The 16,163-nt window shown below is 40.2% G+C and carries 15 protein-coding genes and 2 pseudogenes; 8 read left to right on the forward strand and 9 right to left on the reverse strand.

Going from position 1 to position 16,163, the window contains the following annotated elements:
- Positions 1–72: 72 nt before the first annotated feature.
- The gene (locus P20311_RS01535; protein ID WP_008108903.1) at positions 73–966 is read left to right on the forward strand and encodes an AraC family transcriptional regulator; all 894 of its coding nucleotides are present in this window, start codon (positions 73–75) and stop codon (positions 964–966) included.
- Between the two features lie 81 nt (positions 967–1,047).
- Complete coding sequence (locus tag P20311_RS01540) at positions 1,048–2,079, forward strand: LacI family DNA-binding transcriptional regulator (protein ID WP_008108904.1); 1,032 nt, start codon at positions 1,048–1,050, stop codon at positions 2,077–2,079.
- Between the two features lie 74 nt (positions 2,080–2,153).
- On the opposite strand, the gene gtfA is transcribed toward P20311_RS01540, so the two are convergent.
- Positions 2,154–3,626, reverse strand: coding sequence for a sucrose phosphorylase (gene gtfA, locus P20311_RS01545; RefSeq protein WP_008108906.1), 1,473 nt, complete (start codon positions 3,624–3,626; stop codon positions 2,154–2,156).
- A gap of 172 nt (positions 3,627–3,798) precedes the next feature.
- Here gtfA and P20311_RS01550 point away from each other — a divergent pair, with 172 nt between their 5' ends.
- The 3 genes from P20311_RS01550 to P20311_RS01560 all read left to right on the forward strand — a co-directional run bounded on the left by P20311_RS01550 (position 3,799) and on the right by P20311_RS01560 (position 8,657).
- Entirely contained in the window at positions 3,799–5,028 is a 1,230-nt protein-coding gene (locus P20311_RS01550) for a sugar MFS transporter (RefSeq protein ID WP_008108908.1), read from the forward strand.
- A 168-nt stretch (positions 5,029–5,196) separates the two neighbouring features.
- A complete protein-coding gene (locus tag P20311_RS01555) occupies positions 5,197–7,590 on the forward strand; it encodes a TonB-dependent receptor (RefSeq protein WP_008108910.1) in 2,394 nt (797 codons plus the stop codon).
- A 116-nt stretch (positions 7,591–7,706) separates the two neighbouring features.
- A complete protein-coding gene (locus tag P20311_RS01560; RefSeq protein WP_008108912.1) occupies positions 7,707–8,657 on the forward strand; it encodes a carbohydrate kinase in 951 nt (316 codons plus the stop codon).
- Positions 8,658–8,705: 48 nt separating this feature from the next.
- Here P20311_RS01560 and P20311_RS01565 read toward each other — a convergent pair whose 3' ends face one another.
- The 3 genes from P20311_RS01565 to P20311_RS01575 all read right to left on the reverse strand — a co-directional run bounded on the left by P20311_RS01565 (position 8,706) and on the right by P20311_RS01575 (position 10,537).
- Entirely contained in the window at positions 8,706–9,095 is a 390-nt protein-coding gene (locus P20311_RS01565; RefSeq protein WP_008108913.1) for an STAS/SEC14 domain-containing protein, read from the reverse strand.
- A 103-nt stretch (positions 9,096–9,198) separates the two neighbouring features.
- Positions 9,199–9,894 (reverse strand): cupin domain-containing protein, encoded by a 696-nt coding sequence (locus tag P20311_RS01570; RefSeq protein ID WP_008108916.1) that lies wholly within the window; start codon positions 9,892–9,894, stop codon positions 9,199–9,201.
- Between the two features lie 16 nt (positions 9,895–9,910).
- Positions 9,911–10,537 (reverse strand): glutathione S-transferase family protein, encoded by a 627-nt coding sequence (locus P20311_RS01575; protein WP_008108917.1) that lies wholly within the window; start codon positions 10,535–10,537, stop codon positions 9,911–9,913.
- Positions 10,538–10,976: 439 nt separating this feature from the next.
- Between P20311_RS01575 and P20311_RS01580 the strand changes: the two genes are divergently transcribed.
- Complete coding sequence (locus P20311_RS01580; RefSeq protein ID WP_008108918.1) at positions 10,977–11,495, forward strand: TetR/AcrR family transcriptional regulator; 519 nt, start codon at positions 10,977–10,979, stop codon at positions 11,493–11,495.
- A gap of 63 nt (positions 11,496–11,558) precedes the next feature.
- Here P20311_RS01580 and P20311_RS01585 read toward each other — a convergent pair whose 3' ends face one another.
- Positions 11,559–13,022 carry a carbon starvation protein A gene (locus P20311_RS01585; RefSeq protein WP_008108919.1) on the reverse strand — a complete coding sequence of 488 codons (1,464 nt, stop codon included), beginning with the start codon at positions 13,020–13,022 and terminating at the stop codon, positions 11,559–11,561.
- Positions 13,023–13,374: 352 nt separating this feature from the next.
- Here P20311_RS01585 and P20311_RS01590 point away from each other — a divergent pair, with 352 nt between their 5' ends.
- A complete protein-coding gene (locus tag P20311_RS01590; protein WP_008108920.1) occupies positions 13,375–13,857 on the forward strand; it encodes a putative 4-hydroxy-4-methyl-2-oxoglutarate aldolase in 483 nt (160 codons plus the stop codon).
- 16 nt (positions 13,858–13,873) lie between these two features.
- On the opposite strand, the gene P20311_RS01595 is transcribed toward P20311_RS01590, so the two are convergent.
- The 3 genes and pseudogenes from P20311_RS01595 to P20311_RS18580 all read right to left on the reverse strand — a co-directional run.
- Positions 13,874–14,488, reverse strand: a complete 615-nt coding sequence (locus tag P20311_RS01595) for an SGNH/GDSL hydrolase family protein (RefSeq protein ID WP_008108921.1) — start codon at positions 14,486–14,488, stop codon at positions 13,874–13,876.
- On the reverse strand, positions 14,488–15,012 hold the full coding sequence (locus P20311_RS01600) for a DsrE family protein (RefSeq protein ID WP_008108922.1): 525 nt from the start codon (positions 15,010–15,012) through the stop codon (positions 14,488–14,490). The genes P20311_RS01595 and P20311_RS01600 overlap by 1 nt, the downstream gene beginning before the upstream one ends.
- 47 nt (positions 15,013–15,059) lie before the next feature.
- Positions 15,060–15,290, reverse strand: a pseudogene (locus P20311_RS18580) (FMN reductase); the annotation flags it as partial.
- Here P20311_RS18580 and P20311_RS19510 point away from each other — a divergent pair.
- Positions 15,288–15,600, forward strand: a pseudogene (locus P20311_RS19510) (MerR family DNA-binding protein); the annotation flags it as partial. The pseudogenes P20311_RS18580 and P20311_RS19510 overlap by 3 nt on opposite strands.
- On the opposite strand, the gene P20311_RS01610 reads toward P20311_RS19510, so the two are convergent.
- Positions 15,601–16,101, reverse strand: coding sequence for a DUF6795 domain-containing protein (locus P20311_RS01610; protein ID WP_008108925.1), 501 nt, complete (start codon positions 16,099–16,101; stop codon positions 15,601–15,603).
- Between the last annotated feature and the right edge of the window lie 62 nt (positions 16,102–16,163).

Raw genomic sequence — 16,163 nt, forward strand, 5'->3', positions numbered from 1 at the left:
TTAAAAACTTGATTAGCAGTCCAAAAAAATTGCCTGTGAGTCCAAACGATTTAATCATTAAAAAGGCTGATTATGTATTCGTCGCAGTTAAATAAAAAACGCCAACAACTTGATGTGCTTATTGAAAACAAAGTGAGCTTTGCTGCCGATAACAGCGAACTGAGTATTTACGATACTTATAAAAGTGCGCAAAAAGTGGCGCTGCATTCAAACGAATTACTGTTTTGTGCCATGCTAAGTGGCAAGAAAATTATGCATGTTGAGAGTAGTCAGTATCATAAAGCGTTTTTGCCCCACGAATCGTTTGTGTTAGCGCCTGAGCAAGGGGTGCTGATTGATTTTCCACAGGCAACTATCAACTCACCTACCACCTGTTTAGCGATTGAAATTAGCACCGATAAAATAAGTAATGTGGCTAGTGCGCTTAATATGCAGCAAAGCTTTGCTAGTGATACCTTGTTTGAATACAGCCCTAATTTAGTGCACACCCAACATAATACGCAAACACAGCAGTTATTAGAGCGCATGGTGCATTTATTTAGTGAGCAAGGCGCTGAGCGGCACTACTTAATTGATTTATCGTTAAACGAGTTGGTCACCCGTTTACTGCAACAACAAAGCCGTGATTTATTACTGGCAAACTGCAATAAACTGCGCCTAAAAAGTAACGTGAGTGATGCACTGCATTATATCGAAGAGCATTTAAATGACTCACTCGACATAGACACCTTGTGCAAAATAACCTGTATGAGCCGTAGTAAGTTTTACCAGCAATTTAAACTTGCTTTTGGTACAAGCCCTGCGCTTTGGCAGCAACAACTTAGGCTTAAAAAAGCCCGTACGCTTTTATTAGAAGGCCAAGCTATAAGTAAAGTGTGCTATGACCTTGGTTTTAATAGCGCCAGCCATTTTAGCCGCTTGTTTAAGCAAACCTTTGGTATTGCCCCTAAAGCGTGTCGACATTAACGCAACACAACAGTTTTTGTTATATTAAACAGCCTAATATGTTAATTTACTAATTCCCTGCTAAGTAGTTAAGAGTCGCCGATGAGTAAACCCACCCGCTGGACATTAAAAAGTATCGCCAAAGAGTTAGGTGTGTCTAATGCTACGGTATCAAATGCGTTTAATCGCCCAGATCAACTCTCGGCTAAACGACGCGAAGCCATACTTAAAGCTTGCAAAGAGCTCGGTTATTATGGCCCTAACAAAGCGGCGCAATCTCTGCGAAGTGGCACGTTTAATATTGTTGCTTTAGTGCTGCCAGATAGCGTGGAATATATGGTGTCAGACCCTGTCGCCAGTAGCTTTATGCGTGGTGTAACCTCAGTGCTTGAAAAAAACGGCATTAATGTTTTATTGTTTTCAGGCAATAGCGACAATCTCAATAACGTTGTTGATTTTGTTGATGGCTTTATTTGTTATGGTCGCCCGCGAAATAAAGCACTGGTAGAGCAACTAAAAACAGTACAAAAACATGTGGTTACTGTGGATTTTGATATTGCCCGCAACGCATCAATTAACATAAACAACGAACAAGCCAGTTACGAAATAGCCAAACATGTTTTGCACAGGGCAACTGATAACGTGGCAATATTGGGCTTGAGATTACTCGATGAAAATGTATTGTGCCGAGTTTACGAACATCATGAGTTTGAAACGGGTCAATCTATTTCTCACCAACGCTTACGAGGTTATCAGCGTGCGTTAAATGAAGCGAATGTAACGGTAGCCGACGACCGCATTTGGAATATTCCTGAAAGTAGCGAGCGTTTTGCCAGCATAGCTGCAAAAGAAGTATTAAACGCCTCACCACGCCCTGATGTGATTATATGTATGAGTGATTTAATCGCCCTCGCCACCATGCGAGAAGCAATAAAACAAGGGATAAAAATAGGGAATGAGCTACGTATTGTTGGATTTGATGGCATAGAAGAAGCAGCCCGTTTTGTGCCTCGCCTTACGACTATTCATCAAAATAGCCAAGAAAAAGGTGTAATAGCTGCTAACTTATTTATTTCTAAAGAAGAAAAACAACACGAAGTAGGTTACGCACTCGATATTGGTGCAAGTAGCTGAGCGCTGTTAGTAGCTCAGATAAAAAAGCCAAGCTTAAGTTGCTTGGCTTTTTGGTTTTCAACAAATAAAGCTATTTAAACTAATAAACTTTGTAAGTTTAAAGTGTTTTCTTGAGCACCATTAACCTGCGTAATAAGTGCGGTACGACTTGTAAAATCAATACTCAAAGAAATTGACTGTTGTTCAAGCTTCCACATTAAACAACATACACTTGCGCCACCTTGAGCAGTAAATTCACCAGCAAATGCAGGGTGTTCATTACGTATTTTAATTAACGCTATTAATCCTTTTACTACCGGCTTATTTAGCGCTTCATCTATTTTAGCGGCATCTAAATAAGGGCGATTAATATCACGACCAACGTTCGTGCTCGCCAGAAGCTCCATATCATTTTTGCAAGCAAATAAACCACCGTAATATACTTGTGGTACACCCGGTGCAAAAAATTGAATGGCGCGAGATAATAAGTAATCAAAATCATTTGCGCCCAATGCATCGTAATACGTACAGTTAACTTGATATAGGTCGACGTTACTTGCAGCTGCACCTGTTGCTTTACGGCTCTGGTTATTGCTGTTGGCATGCATGGTTTCTACTAGATTATCTATTTGAGATGCGTTCAACAGCCCAGGTTTATCGCCCATTGGACCCGCGTCAATAATGCCAATGCCATCATGGGTGTCTAGTACAGTTAAACAGTTACGCGGTGAAATTTGTAACCACTTAAGCAGTGCGTCTACGTCATTATTAAATAAGCTATGTAAAATAAGCGGTGGTAGGGCAAAGTCGTACACCATGTTTACGCGCTTAGCCACGTCAACTTGAGTTTGATAATGGCTATGAATTTCAGCAATGGTTTCCATGCCTAAATCATTTGCCTGCTTTGAGAGTTTATCTAAATAGGCAAATGTTTCATCCAGCATAAAACAGTTAGTACCTGCTTGCTTAATGGCATAACCCGCTGCATCTAAACGAATAATGTTTACGTTGTTAGCAGAAAATTTAGTAAGTACGTTATTTAAATAGGCAATGCCTGCTTCTACTTTTACATTTATATCAATTTGGTTGTCAGTAAAGGTGGTCCAAAAATCATACGTTTGACCATCACCGCATTTCATTGGTGTAAAACAGCTTCCAGGCCGTGGACGGTAAATGGCTTGTTGTTCTTGGTTGCTCATGCCATTAGGGAATACGTCTTCTTTAGTTAAAAATAAATCCCAAAATTCAGAGGCTTTGCCTTTGGCCAGCACATCCTGAAATTGAAACGATTGCGCCGATACATGGTTCACTATTAAGTCGGCCATTAAATCATGGTCTTTTCCAAGTACTTGAATATCTGACCAAGTTCCTATTCGGGCATCAACTTCACTGTGATCAATTGGGTCAAAACCTGCATCGCTACCATCTATTGGGTTATAAAATGGTAATAAGTGTACCCCTGCAAAAACGTCTTTAAGTGGACCCTTTAGAAGTGCTGTTAATGCGTTTATATCTTTACCGGTGATTCGATCAGCATATGTGATCAATTGAACTTTATTCTTCATCATGTGTGATTACCAAGTTGAAACTTAATCGATTAAGATATATCTTTAACTAGCAAGTGAGAATTTACAAGTAATTTTTAAATATTTTACATACAAATATCGTGGCTCGATTAATACTACAATAAGTTACTGACAACTTAATGTGTGTTACCAAGCATTTAACGAGGAAAAGCAAATGACAAAATCACACACACACGTAAGCAGCGATCCGTTGCAACAAATTCGTTGGCTCACATACATGATGTTTTTTATGTTTGCCATGACCTCTGACGCCGTTGGCATGATCATTCCCGAACTCATAAGTGATTTTGGATTAAGTATGACCCAAGCCAGTGCGTTTCATTATGCGCCTATGGCCATGATTGCAATAAGTGGATTATTTCTAGGCTTTTTAGCCGATAGCCTTGGCCGTAAAAAAACGATTATGCTTGGATTATTAATATTCTCTGCAAGTTGTTTTTTGTTTGCAATTAGTAGCAGCTTTATATTTTTTGTTTTTTTACTGTGCTGTATTGGCCTCGCCATTGGTTTATTTAAAACCGGTGCATTGGCGCTTTTAGGTGATATTTCTAATAGCAACGAAGAGCACACCAAAACCATGAATAAAGTAGAAGGTTTTTTTGGCATTGGTGCCATTGTTGGCCCTGCTTTAGTTGGCGTGCTGCTGGTTCAAAATGTAAGTTGGACTTACCTTTACATTATTGCTGGCATTATGTGTTTGATTTTGGCATTGCTTGCTTGGCGTGCCGATTACCCTGCGGTGGTAAAAAGTACAGATAAGCCAGCCTCACTAAAAACGACTATGAAAATGGTTAAAAATCCTTATGCACTGGGTTTTTCACTTGCAATTGCTTTATATGTTGCCACCGAAGTCGCCATATACGTGTGGATGCCTACTCTACTAAAAGATTACACTGGCTCATGGCCGCTGCTGGCCACTTACGCACTTACAATCTTTTTTGTGTTACGTGCTGCAGGGCGTTTTATTGCGGTATGGTTACTGAATAGGTTTAGTTGGCAAGGAGTTATGGCTTACTTAAGCTTTGGCATTGCGTTGTGTTACGTTGGCACTCTTTATGGCGGCGTTGATTGGGCTGTGGCTTTATTACCTCTCTCAGGTTTATTTATGTCGATGGTCTACCCTACTTTAAATTCTAAGGGAATATCGTGTTTTCCTGTGCATCAACACGGCGCAGTAGCCGGCGTTATATTATTTTTTACCGCACTGTCAGCCGCCTTGGCACCTTTATTTATGGGTATGATCAGCGATTACTTTGGACACGTGCGCTACGGTTTTTATTTAGCTACGGGTTTTGCAGTCATATTATTTTTAGCTATGCTATTTAATTATATTCGTGACCCATCAGCAACAGCATTAGAGCAAAGTAACTTAGTCGCTGAGTAAACAAACAACTTTTAATGCTATAAAAACATTATAAAAAATCAATGTTTGAGTAAAAAAACAGCAAATAATTAACAAAATAATTTGCTTATTGTAAAAACTTTGTTATTTTTACTTAATCGATTAAGTAAAAATAACAACTTCCCTTTGGGTTTAAAACGAGGCGTTCACATGACAACACACAACACACCTTTATATCTGATCAGTGCTTTAGCGCTCGCCGTTAGCCAAGGCGTTAATGCACAACAACAAGAGCAAAATACACAAGCGCAAGCTAACAAAGGGCTAGAAACAATTGTTGTTACCGGTGTTCCCCGCCGTACAACGATAATGGCGTCAAGTTCTTCTGTAAGCAGTGTGTCGCTTGAGCAAGTTGAGGTGTCTACGCCTCGCTCTACTGCTGAGGCATTTAGAATTATTCCTGGGGTTCGCTCAGAATCAACCGGCGGTGAAGGTAACGCCAACATTGCAGTACGTGGTTTACCGGTTGCCTCTGGTGGTGCTAAATTTTTACAGCTTCAAGAAGATGGCTTACCTGTTTTACAATATGGCGATATTGCATTTGGTAACGCTGACATTTTTATGCGCTTAGATAACACAGTGCAAACTATTGAATCTATTCGCGGTGGTTCCGCCTCTACCGCAGCAAGTAATGCACCGGGTGGCATAATTAATTTCATTTCTAAAAATGGCGAAAACGAATCGGGCAGCGTATCAACTACACTTGGCCTAGATTACGATACTATTCGAACTGACTTTGAATATGGCACCTATTTAAATGACACTGTACGCTTTCATGTTGGTGGTTTTGTACGTCAAGGTGAAGGCCCACGTGAAACAGGTTACACATCAAATAAAGGTGGGCAAATTAAAGCCAACCTGACCAAAGATTTTGAAAATGGATACGTGCGTCTTTATTACAAACATTTAGATGATAAAAGTGTTGGCTACTTACCTATGCCAATGTATGCAAATGGTGACTCAATTCCTGGGTTTGACGCACAATCAGATACCCCGCATTCGGCATTATTTACTAAAACAGTGCGCTTAAACGGCGAAAATCAAATAAGCAACGGCGATATTCGCGATGGTATGAATCCGCAAGTTGACTCAATTGGTTTTGAGGCTGTATTTGATTTAGACAACGATTGGCGTATTGAAAATCGTTTTCGTAAATCATCTGTAAGCGGTAATTTTAATTCATTGATCCCAGCTGAAGTTGGTGATGCATCAGCTATAGCGCAAAGTATTGGTGGTGTGGGTGCAACGCTTCGTAATGCGACCACAGGTGCTGCATTTAACGATGATTTAGCCATGCGTATTCATACGTTTGACGTAACCATGAACGACTTTGACTCAATTGTTAACGACTTCAAACTGACTAAATCGCTAAGCGATGATACTAGCGTTACTTTTGGCTATTATGCGTCAACCCAAAATATTGCCATGTCGTGGTTATGGAATTCCTACCTAATGGAGCTCAAAGGTGATAACGCTGCGCTGTTAAATGTAACAGCCGCCGATGGGACTGAATTCTCTGAAAATGGCTTATACGCTTATGGCACGCCTTTTTGGGGTAACTGTTGCCAACGTGATTACGACACAGAATACGACACTCGTGCACCCTATGTTGCATTTTCAACTAAGGTGGGTGACGTAAGTATTGATGCTAGTGCCCGTTATGACAGCGGTGAAGCACGTGGTAACTATGCAGGCGCGGTTACCTCAACCGTTGATATGAATCGCGACGGTGTGATTTCTGTTCCTGAACAAAATGTTGCAGGTATTGACCTTGCAAATGCCAGCCCTGTTAATTACGACTGGGATTACGCATCATATTCAATTGGTGCCAATTACCAAATTGACTCAAGCCTTGCAACGTTTGCACGATTGAGTAAAGGCGGTCGCGCCAATGCTGACCGACTTTTATTTGGTAAAGTTCGCGCCGATGGCTCAGTAGCCGATGAAGATGCCGTTGATGAAGTAAACCAGTATGAGTTTGGTATTAAAAAGCGCTTTGATTCACTGTCAGTTTTTGCCACGGCATTTTATGCACAAACTGAAGAGCAAAACTTTGAAGCGACATCACAAACCTTTTTCGACCGCGAATATGAAGCAAAAGGGATTGAGGTTGAATCAACCTACTTTATTGATGCATGGGATTTTCGTGGTAATTTAACGTGGACAGACGCTGAAATTTCAAAAGATGCACTTACCCCTGAAGTGGTTGGTAATACGCCTCGTCGCCAAGCTGATTTAATTTACTCATTAATGGCACGTTACACTTATGAAAAAGGCTCTGCAGGCCTAAGCTTTATTGGTACTACCGATGCCTATGCTCAAGATAATAACGATCTTAAGTTTGATGGTTACACTCAAGTAAATGGCTTTGTAAGCTACGATTTATCAGAAAACCTTAATATTGCGTTAAACGTAAATAACCTATTCGATACGGTAGGTATTACTGAAGCAGAAGAAGGCTCAATACCTGATAACAACATTATACGCGCACGTGCTATTAATGGCCGTACAACGTCATTGACGTTTAAATACGCGTTTAACTAACCAATTTTAGTGTAACAATCGCTGAAGCTATGTTTGTTCAGCGATTGTTACACTAGTTTTAATAATTCTCCCTTGAATTTTGACCTAGCCATGCTAGGTTTTTTAGGATTTACACTATGACCAAATTACTTAGCCTTGGTGAACTGCTTATTGATATGCTGCCTCAAGACTCTCAAAACAGTGCTTATTTGCCCATTCCAGGAGGTGCTCCAGCTAATGTGGCAGTAGGTTACGCAAAGCTCGGCGGCAAAGCTGCGTTTTGTGGCGGTATGGGAGATGACTATTTTGCTAAACAATTAACTAATGCGCTTGAGCAATATAACGTAGATACTGAGTATTTATTTACCATAGAAGGCGCGCAAACAGCTATGGTTATTGTCAGCCTAGATGAAAGCGGCGAACGCAGCTTTAACTTTTATCGTCATCAAACAGCCGATTTACTGTTAACGAATGAGCATTTAAAGCGTATTAATTGGGATAAATTGAGTACCCTACACTTTTGTTCAAACACCTTAACCAATACAGCTATAGCAAAAACTACTGTGTGTGCTTTAAAGCAGGCTAAAAACAACCAAAAAATCGTTAGCTTTGATGTAAATTTACGCTACAGTTTATGGCGAAATAGCAATGACATTGAGCAAAACGTGCAGGCATGCTACGCGTATTGCGATATTGTTAAGCTCTCACGTGATGAGTTAAATTTTTTAGCAACGCAACGCCAACAATCAGCTGATGCCTACTTACAATCACTGCTTGAATTAGGCGTCACGCTGGTGTTTTTAACCGATGGTCCAGCACCAGCGACTGTTTACCATAACGCTTTTACCCTCAGTGAAGCAGCCCCAACAATTACCGCTGTAGATACCACCAGCGCCGGTGATGCTTTTATTGCTGGCGTACTGTACTACTTAAACCACAGCGATAATGCAGTGCCACTTACTGATAAGCTAAATGATGAGTCAATAGTAAAAAAAGCGCTTCACTTTGGTCTTCGCTGTGGCTCAAAAGCATGCTTAGCTAAAGGCGCTTTTCCTGCGCTTCCCACGCAGCAAACACTTTCGCAATAAACCAAGATACTTACAAAAAAGGCCACTGTTGGCCTTTTTTATTAAGCGTCATACATTATTGGTTTTTAACCACTCTAGAGCGGTAGTGGCATTTTCAAAGTATTGTATTTCACCCGACATAAACCAACTGCCTAACTTAGCTATGGTTGATTGCCACTCTTTATTGCCGTAAATCGCTATTTTTTTAAACTCTTTGTTGTGCTTTAAGCCAAGTTTTAAATCGTCCCAAGCAGCACGAAGCTCCCAACCATCTAACTCGGTGCCATCTATTAATACATTAACAATAGGATGTTTAACTTCGCCTAACGCTGAATCGATCATCGGGGTGATCACTTCATAGTCTTTGTGAGTTAAGGTACCAATTGCCTTAAGTGTTAAGAAAAACTCATTGCCTGAGCGCTCAATACCAATCGACAAACCATGTGTTAAATTAACCATAACTCAACCCTTGAATGAAAAGAGCTTAAATTATAGGCAATAGTTAAAAGCTTTTACTTGAAGCAGATCAAAAAAGTCACTTAATGCAGATTTATTTTTTGAGCTAATTATGTTTTTGTAACCGATTAACTTGGTTTTTTACATCGTTTAAATAGCCGGTTTTTATCCATACTCTTGCGCCATTGTTACCCGCGGTGGCGTTTATTTGGCTATTAACAGGCACTCTAAGCCAGCTGTGTTTTTCAAGTGTGTCGTTATGCTCTTGTAAAGTGCCATCCAAAACCAACAACTCAGCGCCACCACTCACCGTGAGCGTTAAAGATTGATTAGCATTAAACTGTACAATACTCACTGTTTCATACGTATCTTGATATAACAAAATGACATTTAGGTCATTAAACTCGGGGGTTTTCTGCCCTTGCATCTGCTGTGTGTGAATACACACGTGCTGGCGATCTTCTGGCTGAAACTGCCATAGTTTTACAAAAATAATACAACCGTCTTTTGAGCCAGGAGTATGCTTTGATTGTGGAGGATTACGAATATAGGTACCTTTTGGAAAGTCACCATGCTCATCTTGAAATATCCCATCAAGTACTAAAAACTCTTCACCGCCGGTATGTGTATGTGGGCTAAAGTGGCTGTTTGGCGCATAGCGTACAATACTAGTGGCACGAGCAACTTCGTCGCCCACTCTGTCAAGTGGACGTCTATCAACACCTGGCATGGGCGAAGCTATCCATTCAAGTGACTCGCTATGTACTACGACACGTTGACTAAAGTCGGCAGCAATTTTCATAGTTGGCTCCAAATTATTAATTTTTAGCAGCAATACTTGGACGCTGAGCGACCTTTTGTTGCCATGCAATTAAGTGCGTGAGTTCAGTAGGAATAGCAATTTGTGCAAAGCCTGCAAACACAAGTCCTGCGTATAAGGTAATATCTGCAACACTAAATTGTTCACCTGCCACATAAGTTGAATTTGCTAATACGCTATTAAAATAAACCAAGCCTTGCTGTGCTTTTTCAGCTTGCTTTTCACCCCATGCAACATTTTGATAGGTTTCAAGTTCAGGTCCTAATCCATCAGTAGCATGATGAAAGTAAGTGGCAATTGCATCAAGTACCATCGACTCAGCACGTTTTTGCATCATATTAATTACCGCGCGTTCTTTTGCCTCAACACCAGTTAATGAAGGGCCTGCAAAAGCGGTATCAATGTATTGTGTAATTGCAGTGCACTCGGCAATAAAAGTACCATCATCAAGCTCTAGTACAGGTACACCTGCCAACGGATTCTTTGCCAAGAAAGCCTCACTGCGGTGCTCCCCATTTAATAAATCAACAGCAACAAACTCTACTTTATCAGTCGCATTTTTTTCAGCAAGTGCAATACGAACCCGTAATGGGTTAGGGAAATTTTCTACGTCATAAATTTTCATAATTATCTCTTATATTTTTAACAACAACCTAGGGTCTGTTGACCTTTGCGGATTATAATTTGTTCAAACTAAGGGCGGTTTAATCGCGGCGCGAGATTTGTAACCTAGTGGGCTAAGTAAAAACCGAGCAACAAAGAGTAAATCGCCCTTAGGCAGAACCCGAAGGGCAGCGCCTGTTTGGTATTGATGCTGCGTTATCGCCTATTTATGGGGAACAACCACACCACATAGGCGCTGCCTTGCCTAAATGCCAAACAGACTGCTGCAAATTTAACCTTGAAAGGTCAACAGACCCTAATTAATATTAGCAAACCAAACCTACCTACTGGTAGGTAATTTATAGCAAGCGCTTAGTGTTTGCAAACTAAAAATAAAAGAGCTTGAAAATAACTACCTACTGGTTGATAATTTTTTCAGATAACAGCAAGGAAATATCAAAATGAGTAAAAAAGCAGCCCTGCTACAAGCCGCAGAAAATAAAGTGCGACTGGGTGGATATAGCAACTTTAGCTTTAGAGAACTTGCTACTGAAATAGGTATAAAAAGTGCCAGTGTACATTATCACTTTCCAACCAAAGCTGATTTAGGTGCAGAGCTTGCGCATCAATACACCAACGCTTTTATGTTGGTACTTGGCGATCCTGACGCCCTAAAAGCCAATGGTAAAAATCCTATTGATATTTATACTCAGTTATTTAGAAATGCACTCGTGATAGACAAAAAAATGTGCTTATGTGGCTTGCTCGGCGCAGAAAGCGACAGTCTCCCTGATAAAGTGCGGGTTGAAGTTCAGCGGTTTTTTAATAAAAATCTAGCGTGGTTAACCCAAGCACACGCTGCGAATGGTGAAGAAAACCCTGCTCGCGCGGCAATACAAACAGTGAGCTTATTAGAGGGTGCGATGATTATTAGTAAAACCCTAGATGATATTAGCTACTTCGAACAAGCCACTTTTTAAATGCTTATATAAAAAAAGCGAGCTTAAATAAAGCTCGCTTTTTACATTAGTAGCTATGTGGTTTTAAGCTGGACGCACTTTATGTTTTGAATGCACAAAGGCTAATACAATAAAGCCTATAACCGCCACTACTACTCCAATTGGCTTACCTAAATCACTTGATAAGTTTAACCCAATTGCCGCAGTCATAATGTAAGATAAGGTCACTGCGGTTGCGATCACGGCGGGTATACTCGTGATCCAGTGGAATGTACCACGGTCAAATAGGTACTTGGTTGCAAGCCACAACACACTGGTAGAAAGCAACATATTTGAAAACGCAAAATAACGCCAAATAACAGAGAAGTCGAGCTTAGTCATAAAGTAAGCAATGGTTAAAATTGGCAGTGCTAACAACAAACGATTGCGTAAACTTTGCGGAATACTAAACGCATCAACCACCGTTAAGCGCAGAGAGCGGAACGCCGTATCACCTGACGTGATAGGGAAAACAGCAACAGCAATAATAGCCATGATACCGCCAAATACACCCAAGTAGCTATTTGCGATATGGTTAACCACTAAGCCAGGACCGCCTAAATCAAGCATCGATTTTAAACCCGCGTACCCTTCTGGGAAGGCTGCAATACCAGCAAGTGCCCAAACACAACCTACAATACCTTCACACATCATCGCGCCGTAATAAACTGGGCGTACATATTTTTCATTAGTTAAACAACGGGCAATAATAGGTGCCTGCGTAGAGTGAAAACCACTAATAGCACCACAGGTAATGGTTATAAATAGCAACGGCCAAGTGGGCAGTCCATCAGGATTTGGTGCTAAAAAGTCGTGAGCATGATCGGCCTCAAAGTATGCTAAAAAGTCGCCAGCCACAGGTAAATGGGGTGCATTAATTAACAGTGATATCGCAATAGCTACTGTCATTACAATCATTAACAAGCCAAAAATAGGGTAAAACTTAGTGATGATTTTATCGATTGGTAATAACGTGGCTAAAAAGTAATACGCTAAAATAGCCAGAACCCAAAATGTATTGCTAGCAAAAATGGTGCCTTCAAATGCATCTAAGTTACTCAATAAGCCCGCAGGGCTCATAATAAATACGACGCCAACAAAAAATAACAACATAGCGGTAAATATAAGCATAAAGCCTTTAAATACAACGTTGTAATAATGGCCTGCAATTTCAGGTAAACTTTTACCATCTTCTTTAATGCTCATAACGCCAGAAAAGAAGTCATGTACTGCACCGCCTAAAACGTTACCCAGTACAATCCACACTAATGCTACGGGGCCATACAATGCGCCCAAAATAGGGCCAAATATGGGGCCTACTCCTGCAATATTCAAAAACTGAATTAAAAATGCACGAACAGGGTGAATAGCAACGTAGTCAACACCTTCGCTAAAGCGCTTTTGCGGTGTGTCTACGGTTGAATCTAAACCCGCTTGTTTTGCAACAAACGGGCTATAAAACTTATAGCCTAATATTAAAATAGTCAGGCAGATAAAAAAGATGATCATAAAGCACGCTTCTCTTTTTGTATGTGTTTATAGAGCGCTATTTTGCCGCCCCACTTTTTAAAATAACAATTGAACGTAGCATATGAAAAAGTAGCCAACAATGAGACGTTTGGCTAATGCGCTCGCCAAATCAAATTCATTCGAAAAGGTAAAACTAGGTAACAGCATTCGTTACTCATAAAAACAGGATTAAAAAACACTAAAAATGCTTATATTGCGACTAAAATCTATACGCTAATCTACAACATTAGCTACACCTGAGTTGTTAATTAGCCTACGATAAACATTATTACTACTTTAAATTTACAGCTTTTGCCGTACATGGCTTTGCCAAAAAACAAGGATGCCCTCAATGACACCGTTTACTACGCCCGATTTATACGATGAACATCGCGATAATGTGCAAGTTGCTGATAGTGGCTTGCAACACTTTGGTAATAAAACTCACTTTTATGGTCAAGTAGTGACCGTCACCTGCCCTGACGATAACTCGTTTGCTGGTAACATACTGCATGAAAACGGTGAGGGAAAAGTATTGATTGTTGATGGTTTTGCCAGTAAACGTTTTGCCTTTATTGGCGATATGATTGCAGAGCGCGCACTAAAAAATGGCTGGCACGGCATAGTTATTAATGGTTGCTGTCGCGATATTGAAATTCTTGCCACACTTGATTTACCTGTAATGGCGCTAGGCGCAACACCACGCTGCACCACTAAGCGCGGTTTAGGTGCTAAAGATCACCCGGTTAATATGTTAAACACCACAATTAATACCGGTGATTGGGTATATGCTGATGTAAACGGCTTAATAATTAGCGCTAACAAGCTGCTGTAATTTCTGAAAACAATATTTATTTTAGCTGTTTTATTATATTGAAGATCTGATTTGTGAGCCGTTTATGGGCAATTGCATCAAAGTGAATTCCTTCCTTAACACACGGACTTATTCTTGGGTAGCAATCGACTAGTTTGCAATCAAATTTGCTTACAACGTCAGAAAATAGTGCGCCTAAGTATTTTAACTTTTTAGCGGCACCTGAATATATGTTTTTGTAATTACCAACTTCATAGACTCTAGCGGGACTTAAAATAATAATTTTGGGAGCAGGATTCACTGATTGATAAAAATCCTTAATATCAATTAGTAACTGAGTTAAGCCCTGCGAAATTTGCTCTGGTGTTAAATCAAAGCGCGCTTTTAAATCATTGGTGCCAAGCTGAATAATAACAACGTCAACGGTGTGCACTTCAAGATAAGGTTTTAAATATTTAATCCCTGACTTATCACCATCAAAAGGCGGATCGTTGACTAGTGTTCTATTCGGTTGCCCCGCTTCAATCACAAGTTGATCTGAACCCAATAGCTCTGCCAGCATACCTGGCCATCGCTCACACTCAGCAAGCCTTTTCCCATCAACAGGAGAAATCCCAAAGGTATTAGAATCACCAAAACACAGAATATTCATTAAAACGGATTCAATGTATAGCCTTGTTGCTGTAACTGGGCGTGAGCGGTCATCGCTGAAAGCGCCATTTTCACTCCAGGAATAAGCTGATCAGCTGCTACCTTCATATGCATTGCTGACTGGCCACATACATATACCTGTGTGCGATTAGCAAGCAACTGTTTAATTAAAGATTCAGTTTTGTTATCTTTTTCAAACCGAGCTTTATAAGCGCTGTTTTGCAGTACATCAACACTGGCTCCACCGTGTACCACTAGCGCAAGCTGAATGTTTTCTGGTTTTACGCCGTGAGCCACATGCATATTGATAAAGCGCGCTAACGAATTAATATGATTATTTTGCGCGCCTTTTTCAGCGCCTTCACCTACATCAAAGGCAATTTTAAATTGCGCTTGGCTTAAATCAGACACATGCTCAGGCACATTATAAAAATAACCATAGTCTTTAATAACAGGCGCAGGATCTGCAGCAAGAGTGCTAAAGCTAGCTAAAAGTAAGCTTGAGCCGATAAGTAACGTTTTCATACATCCTCCTTTTTACTTTTTGTTTAGCCTAACGCTATTTAACGTTATTAACTAGCCTGAACATGTGAATGTGCTTTAAAAGTCATTCCTAAATAATTAAAGGTATGTTTAAACATATCGATAAATGCGTCTGGCGCAGAGGGAGATGGGGCATTAGACAACAGTGAAAACTGTTTTTGACGTAAAGTTCTAAGCTTCGGTTTTAACGCCTCATCGTCCATATAATCTGTAATCCTATCCATAAATGCTTTCATTCGTGGCGTGGTGTTATACCAGTACTAAGGCGAGTCGCGGTTATAAAAGCAGCACAAGCGATGGGGGAGCACGCTGGAAAAAATTAAACAAACTCTGGCAACTTTACCAGAGCAGCGCACGCCTACCCAAAAAGACCGGTCTGCACTTTCAAGCAATGGCAAGCAATGGCAAGCACAGCTTGATGAGCACATTGCTTATATGCAACATTTGCGTGAACGGATTGATGGGTGTATTAGCTGTGGGTGTTTATCAATGAACAAGTGTCCTACCTGTAACAAAGACGACCACTTAGGTGAAACCCAAAGTGGTGCCATTTTGTTAGAGCGAGATTAGTTAAATTTCACATGCACCATATATCGTAAAAAAATGCTCTGGCGCTTCTTGTATAGGTATGTCATATGTTTTTAGCTCTTTGCCAATATCACATTGTAGATCTGAAAGTAGCCTTTTTAGCGTTTCACTATCGCCATGAATCGACACAATTAAATACCATAAAACGACCCCCTCAGGCGTGCCATTTTCTAAATAGATATGCTGATGCAATGATTCGTTATCAAACATGTTAGACGGTTTACTTGTTCTAATGGTTTTTGCTTTGAAATTAAAAAAGCCATTGCCATCAGTTATTGTTTCATCTTTATATTCATCATCATAAGTAAGTGCACGTATAACCTTAGTATTTGCAACCGGCTGCCCTTTATCTAGTAATTGTCCCTTTACCTGAGGCGATAAAACAAAATTCTGTTTATTTAAAAAACCAAACATAATCGCATAAGCCTGTGTTGTAGTAATAATAAATAAAATTACTAATAAAATAGCTTTGACTACTGACATCAAGGTCCCTCCTTGGTTTAAGCCCTAAAATACAGTTATTATTCATAAGATATTCGAAGCTG

It is taken from the genome of Pseudoalteromonas sp. BSi20311, from assembly GCF_000239875.1.
GTDB lineage: Bacteria > Pseudomonadota > Gammaproteobacteria > Enterobacterales > Alteromonadaceae > Pseudoalteromonas.

What these genes read in the sequence shown, in the direction of transcription:
- P20311_RS01535 (WP_008108903.1), top strand. Translation starts at nt 73, where the DNA reads ATGTATTCGTCGCAGTTAAATAAAAAACGCCAACAACTTGATGTGCTT.
- P20311_RS01540 (WP_008108904.1), top strand. Translation starts at nt 1,048, where the DNA reads ATGAGTAAACCCACCCGCTGGACATTAAAAAGTATCGCCAAAGAGTTA.
- gtfA (WP_008108906.1), bottom strand. Translation starts at nt 3,626, where the DNA reads ATGATGAAGAATAAAGTTCAATTGATCACATATGCTGATCGAATCACC.
- P20311_RS01550 (WP_008108908.1), top strand. Translation starts at nt 3,799, where the DNA reads ATGACAAAATCACACACACACGTAAGCAGCGATCCGTTGCAACAAATT.
- P20311_RS01555 (WP_008108910.1), top strand. Translation starts at nt 5,197, where the DNA reads ATGACAACACACAACACACCTTTATATCTGATCAGTGCTTTAGCGCTC.
- P20311_RS01560 (WP_008108912.1), top strand. Translation starts at nt 7,707, where the DNA reads ATGACCAAATTACTTAGCCTTGGTGAACTGCTTATTGATATGCTGCCT.
- P20311_RS01565 (WP_008108913.1), bottom strand. Translation starts at nt 9,095, where the DNA reads ATGGTTAATTTAACACATGGTTTGTCGATTGGTATTGAGCGCTCAGGC.
- P20311_RS01570 (WP_008108916.1), bottom strand. Translation starts at nt 9,894, where the DNA reads ATGAAAATTGCTGCCGACTTTAGTCAACGTGTCGTAGTACATAGCGAG.
- P20311_RS01575 (WP_008108917.1), bottom strand. Translation starts at nt 10,537, where the DNA reads ATGAAAATTTATGACGTAGAAAATTTCCCTAACCCATTACGGGTTCGT.
- P20311_RS01580 (WP_008108918.1), top strand. Translation starts at nt 10,977, where the DNA reads ATGAGTAAAAAAGCAGCCCTGCTACAAGCCGCAGAAAATAAAGTGCGA.
- P20311_RS01585 (WP_008108919.1), bottom strand. Translation starts at nt 13,022, where the DNA reads ATGATCATCTTTTTTATCTGCCTGACTATTTTAATATTAGGCTATAAG.
- P20311_RS01590 (WP_008108920.1), top strand. Translation starts at nt 13,375, where the DNA reads ATGACACCGTTTACTACGCCCGATTTATACGATGAACATCGCGATAAT.
- P20311_RS01595 (WP_008108921.1), bottom strand. Translation starts at nt 14,488, where the DNA reads ATGAATATTCTGTGTTTTGGTGATTCTAATACCTTTGGGATTTCTCCT.
- P20311_RS01600 (WP_008108922.1), bottom strand. Translation starts at nt 15,012, where the DNA reads ATGAAAACGTTACTTATCGGCTCAAGCTTACTTTTAGCTAGCTTTAGC.
- P20311_RS01610 (WP_008108925.1), bottom strand. Translation starts at nt 16,101, where the DNA reads ATGTCAGTAGTCAAAGCTATTTTATTAGTAATTTTATTTATTATTACT.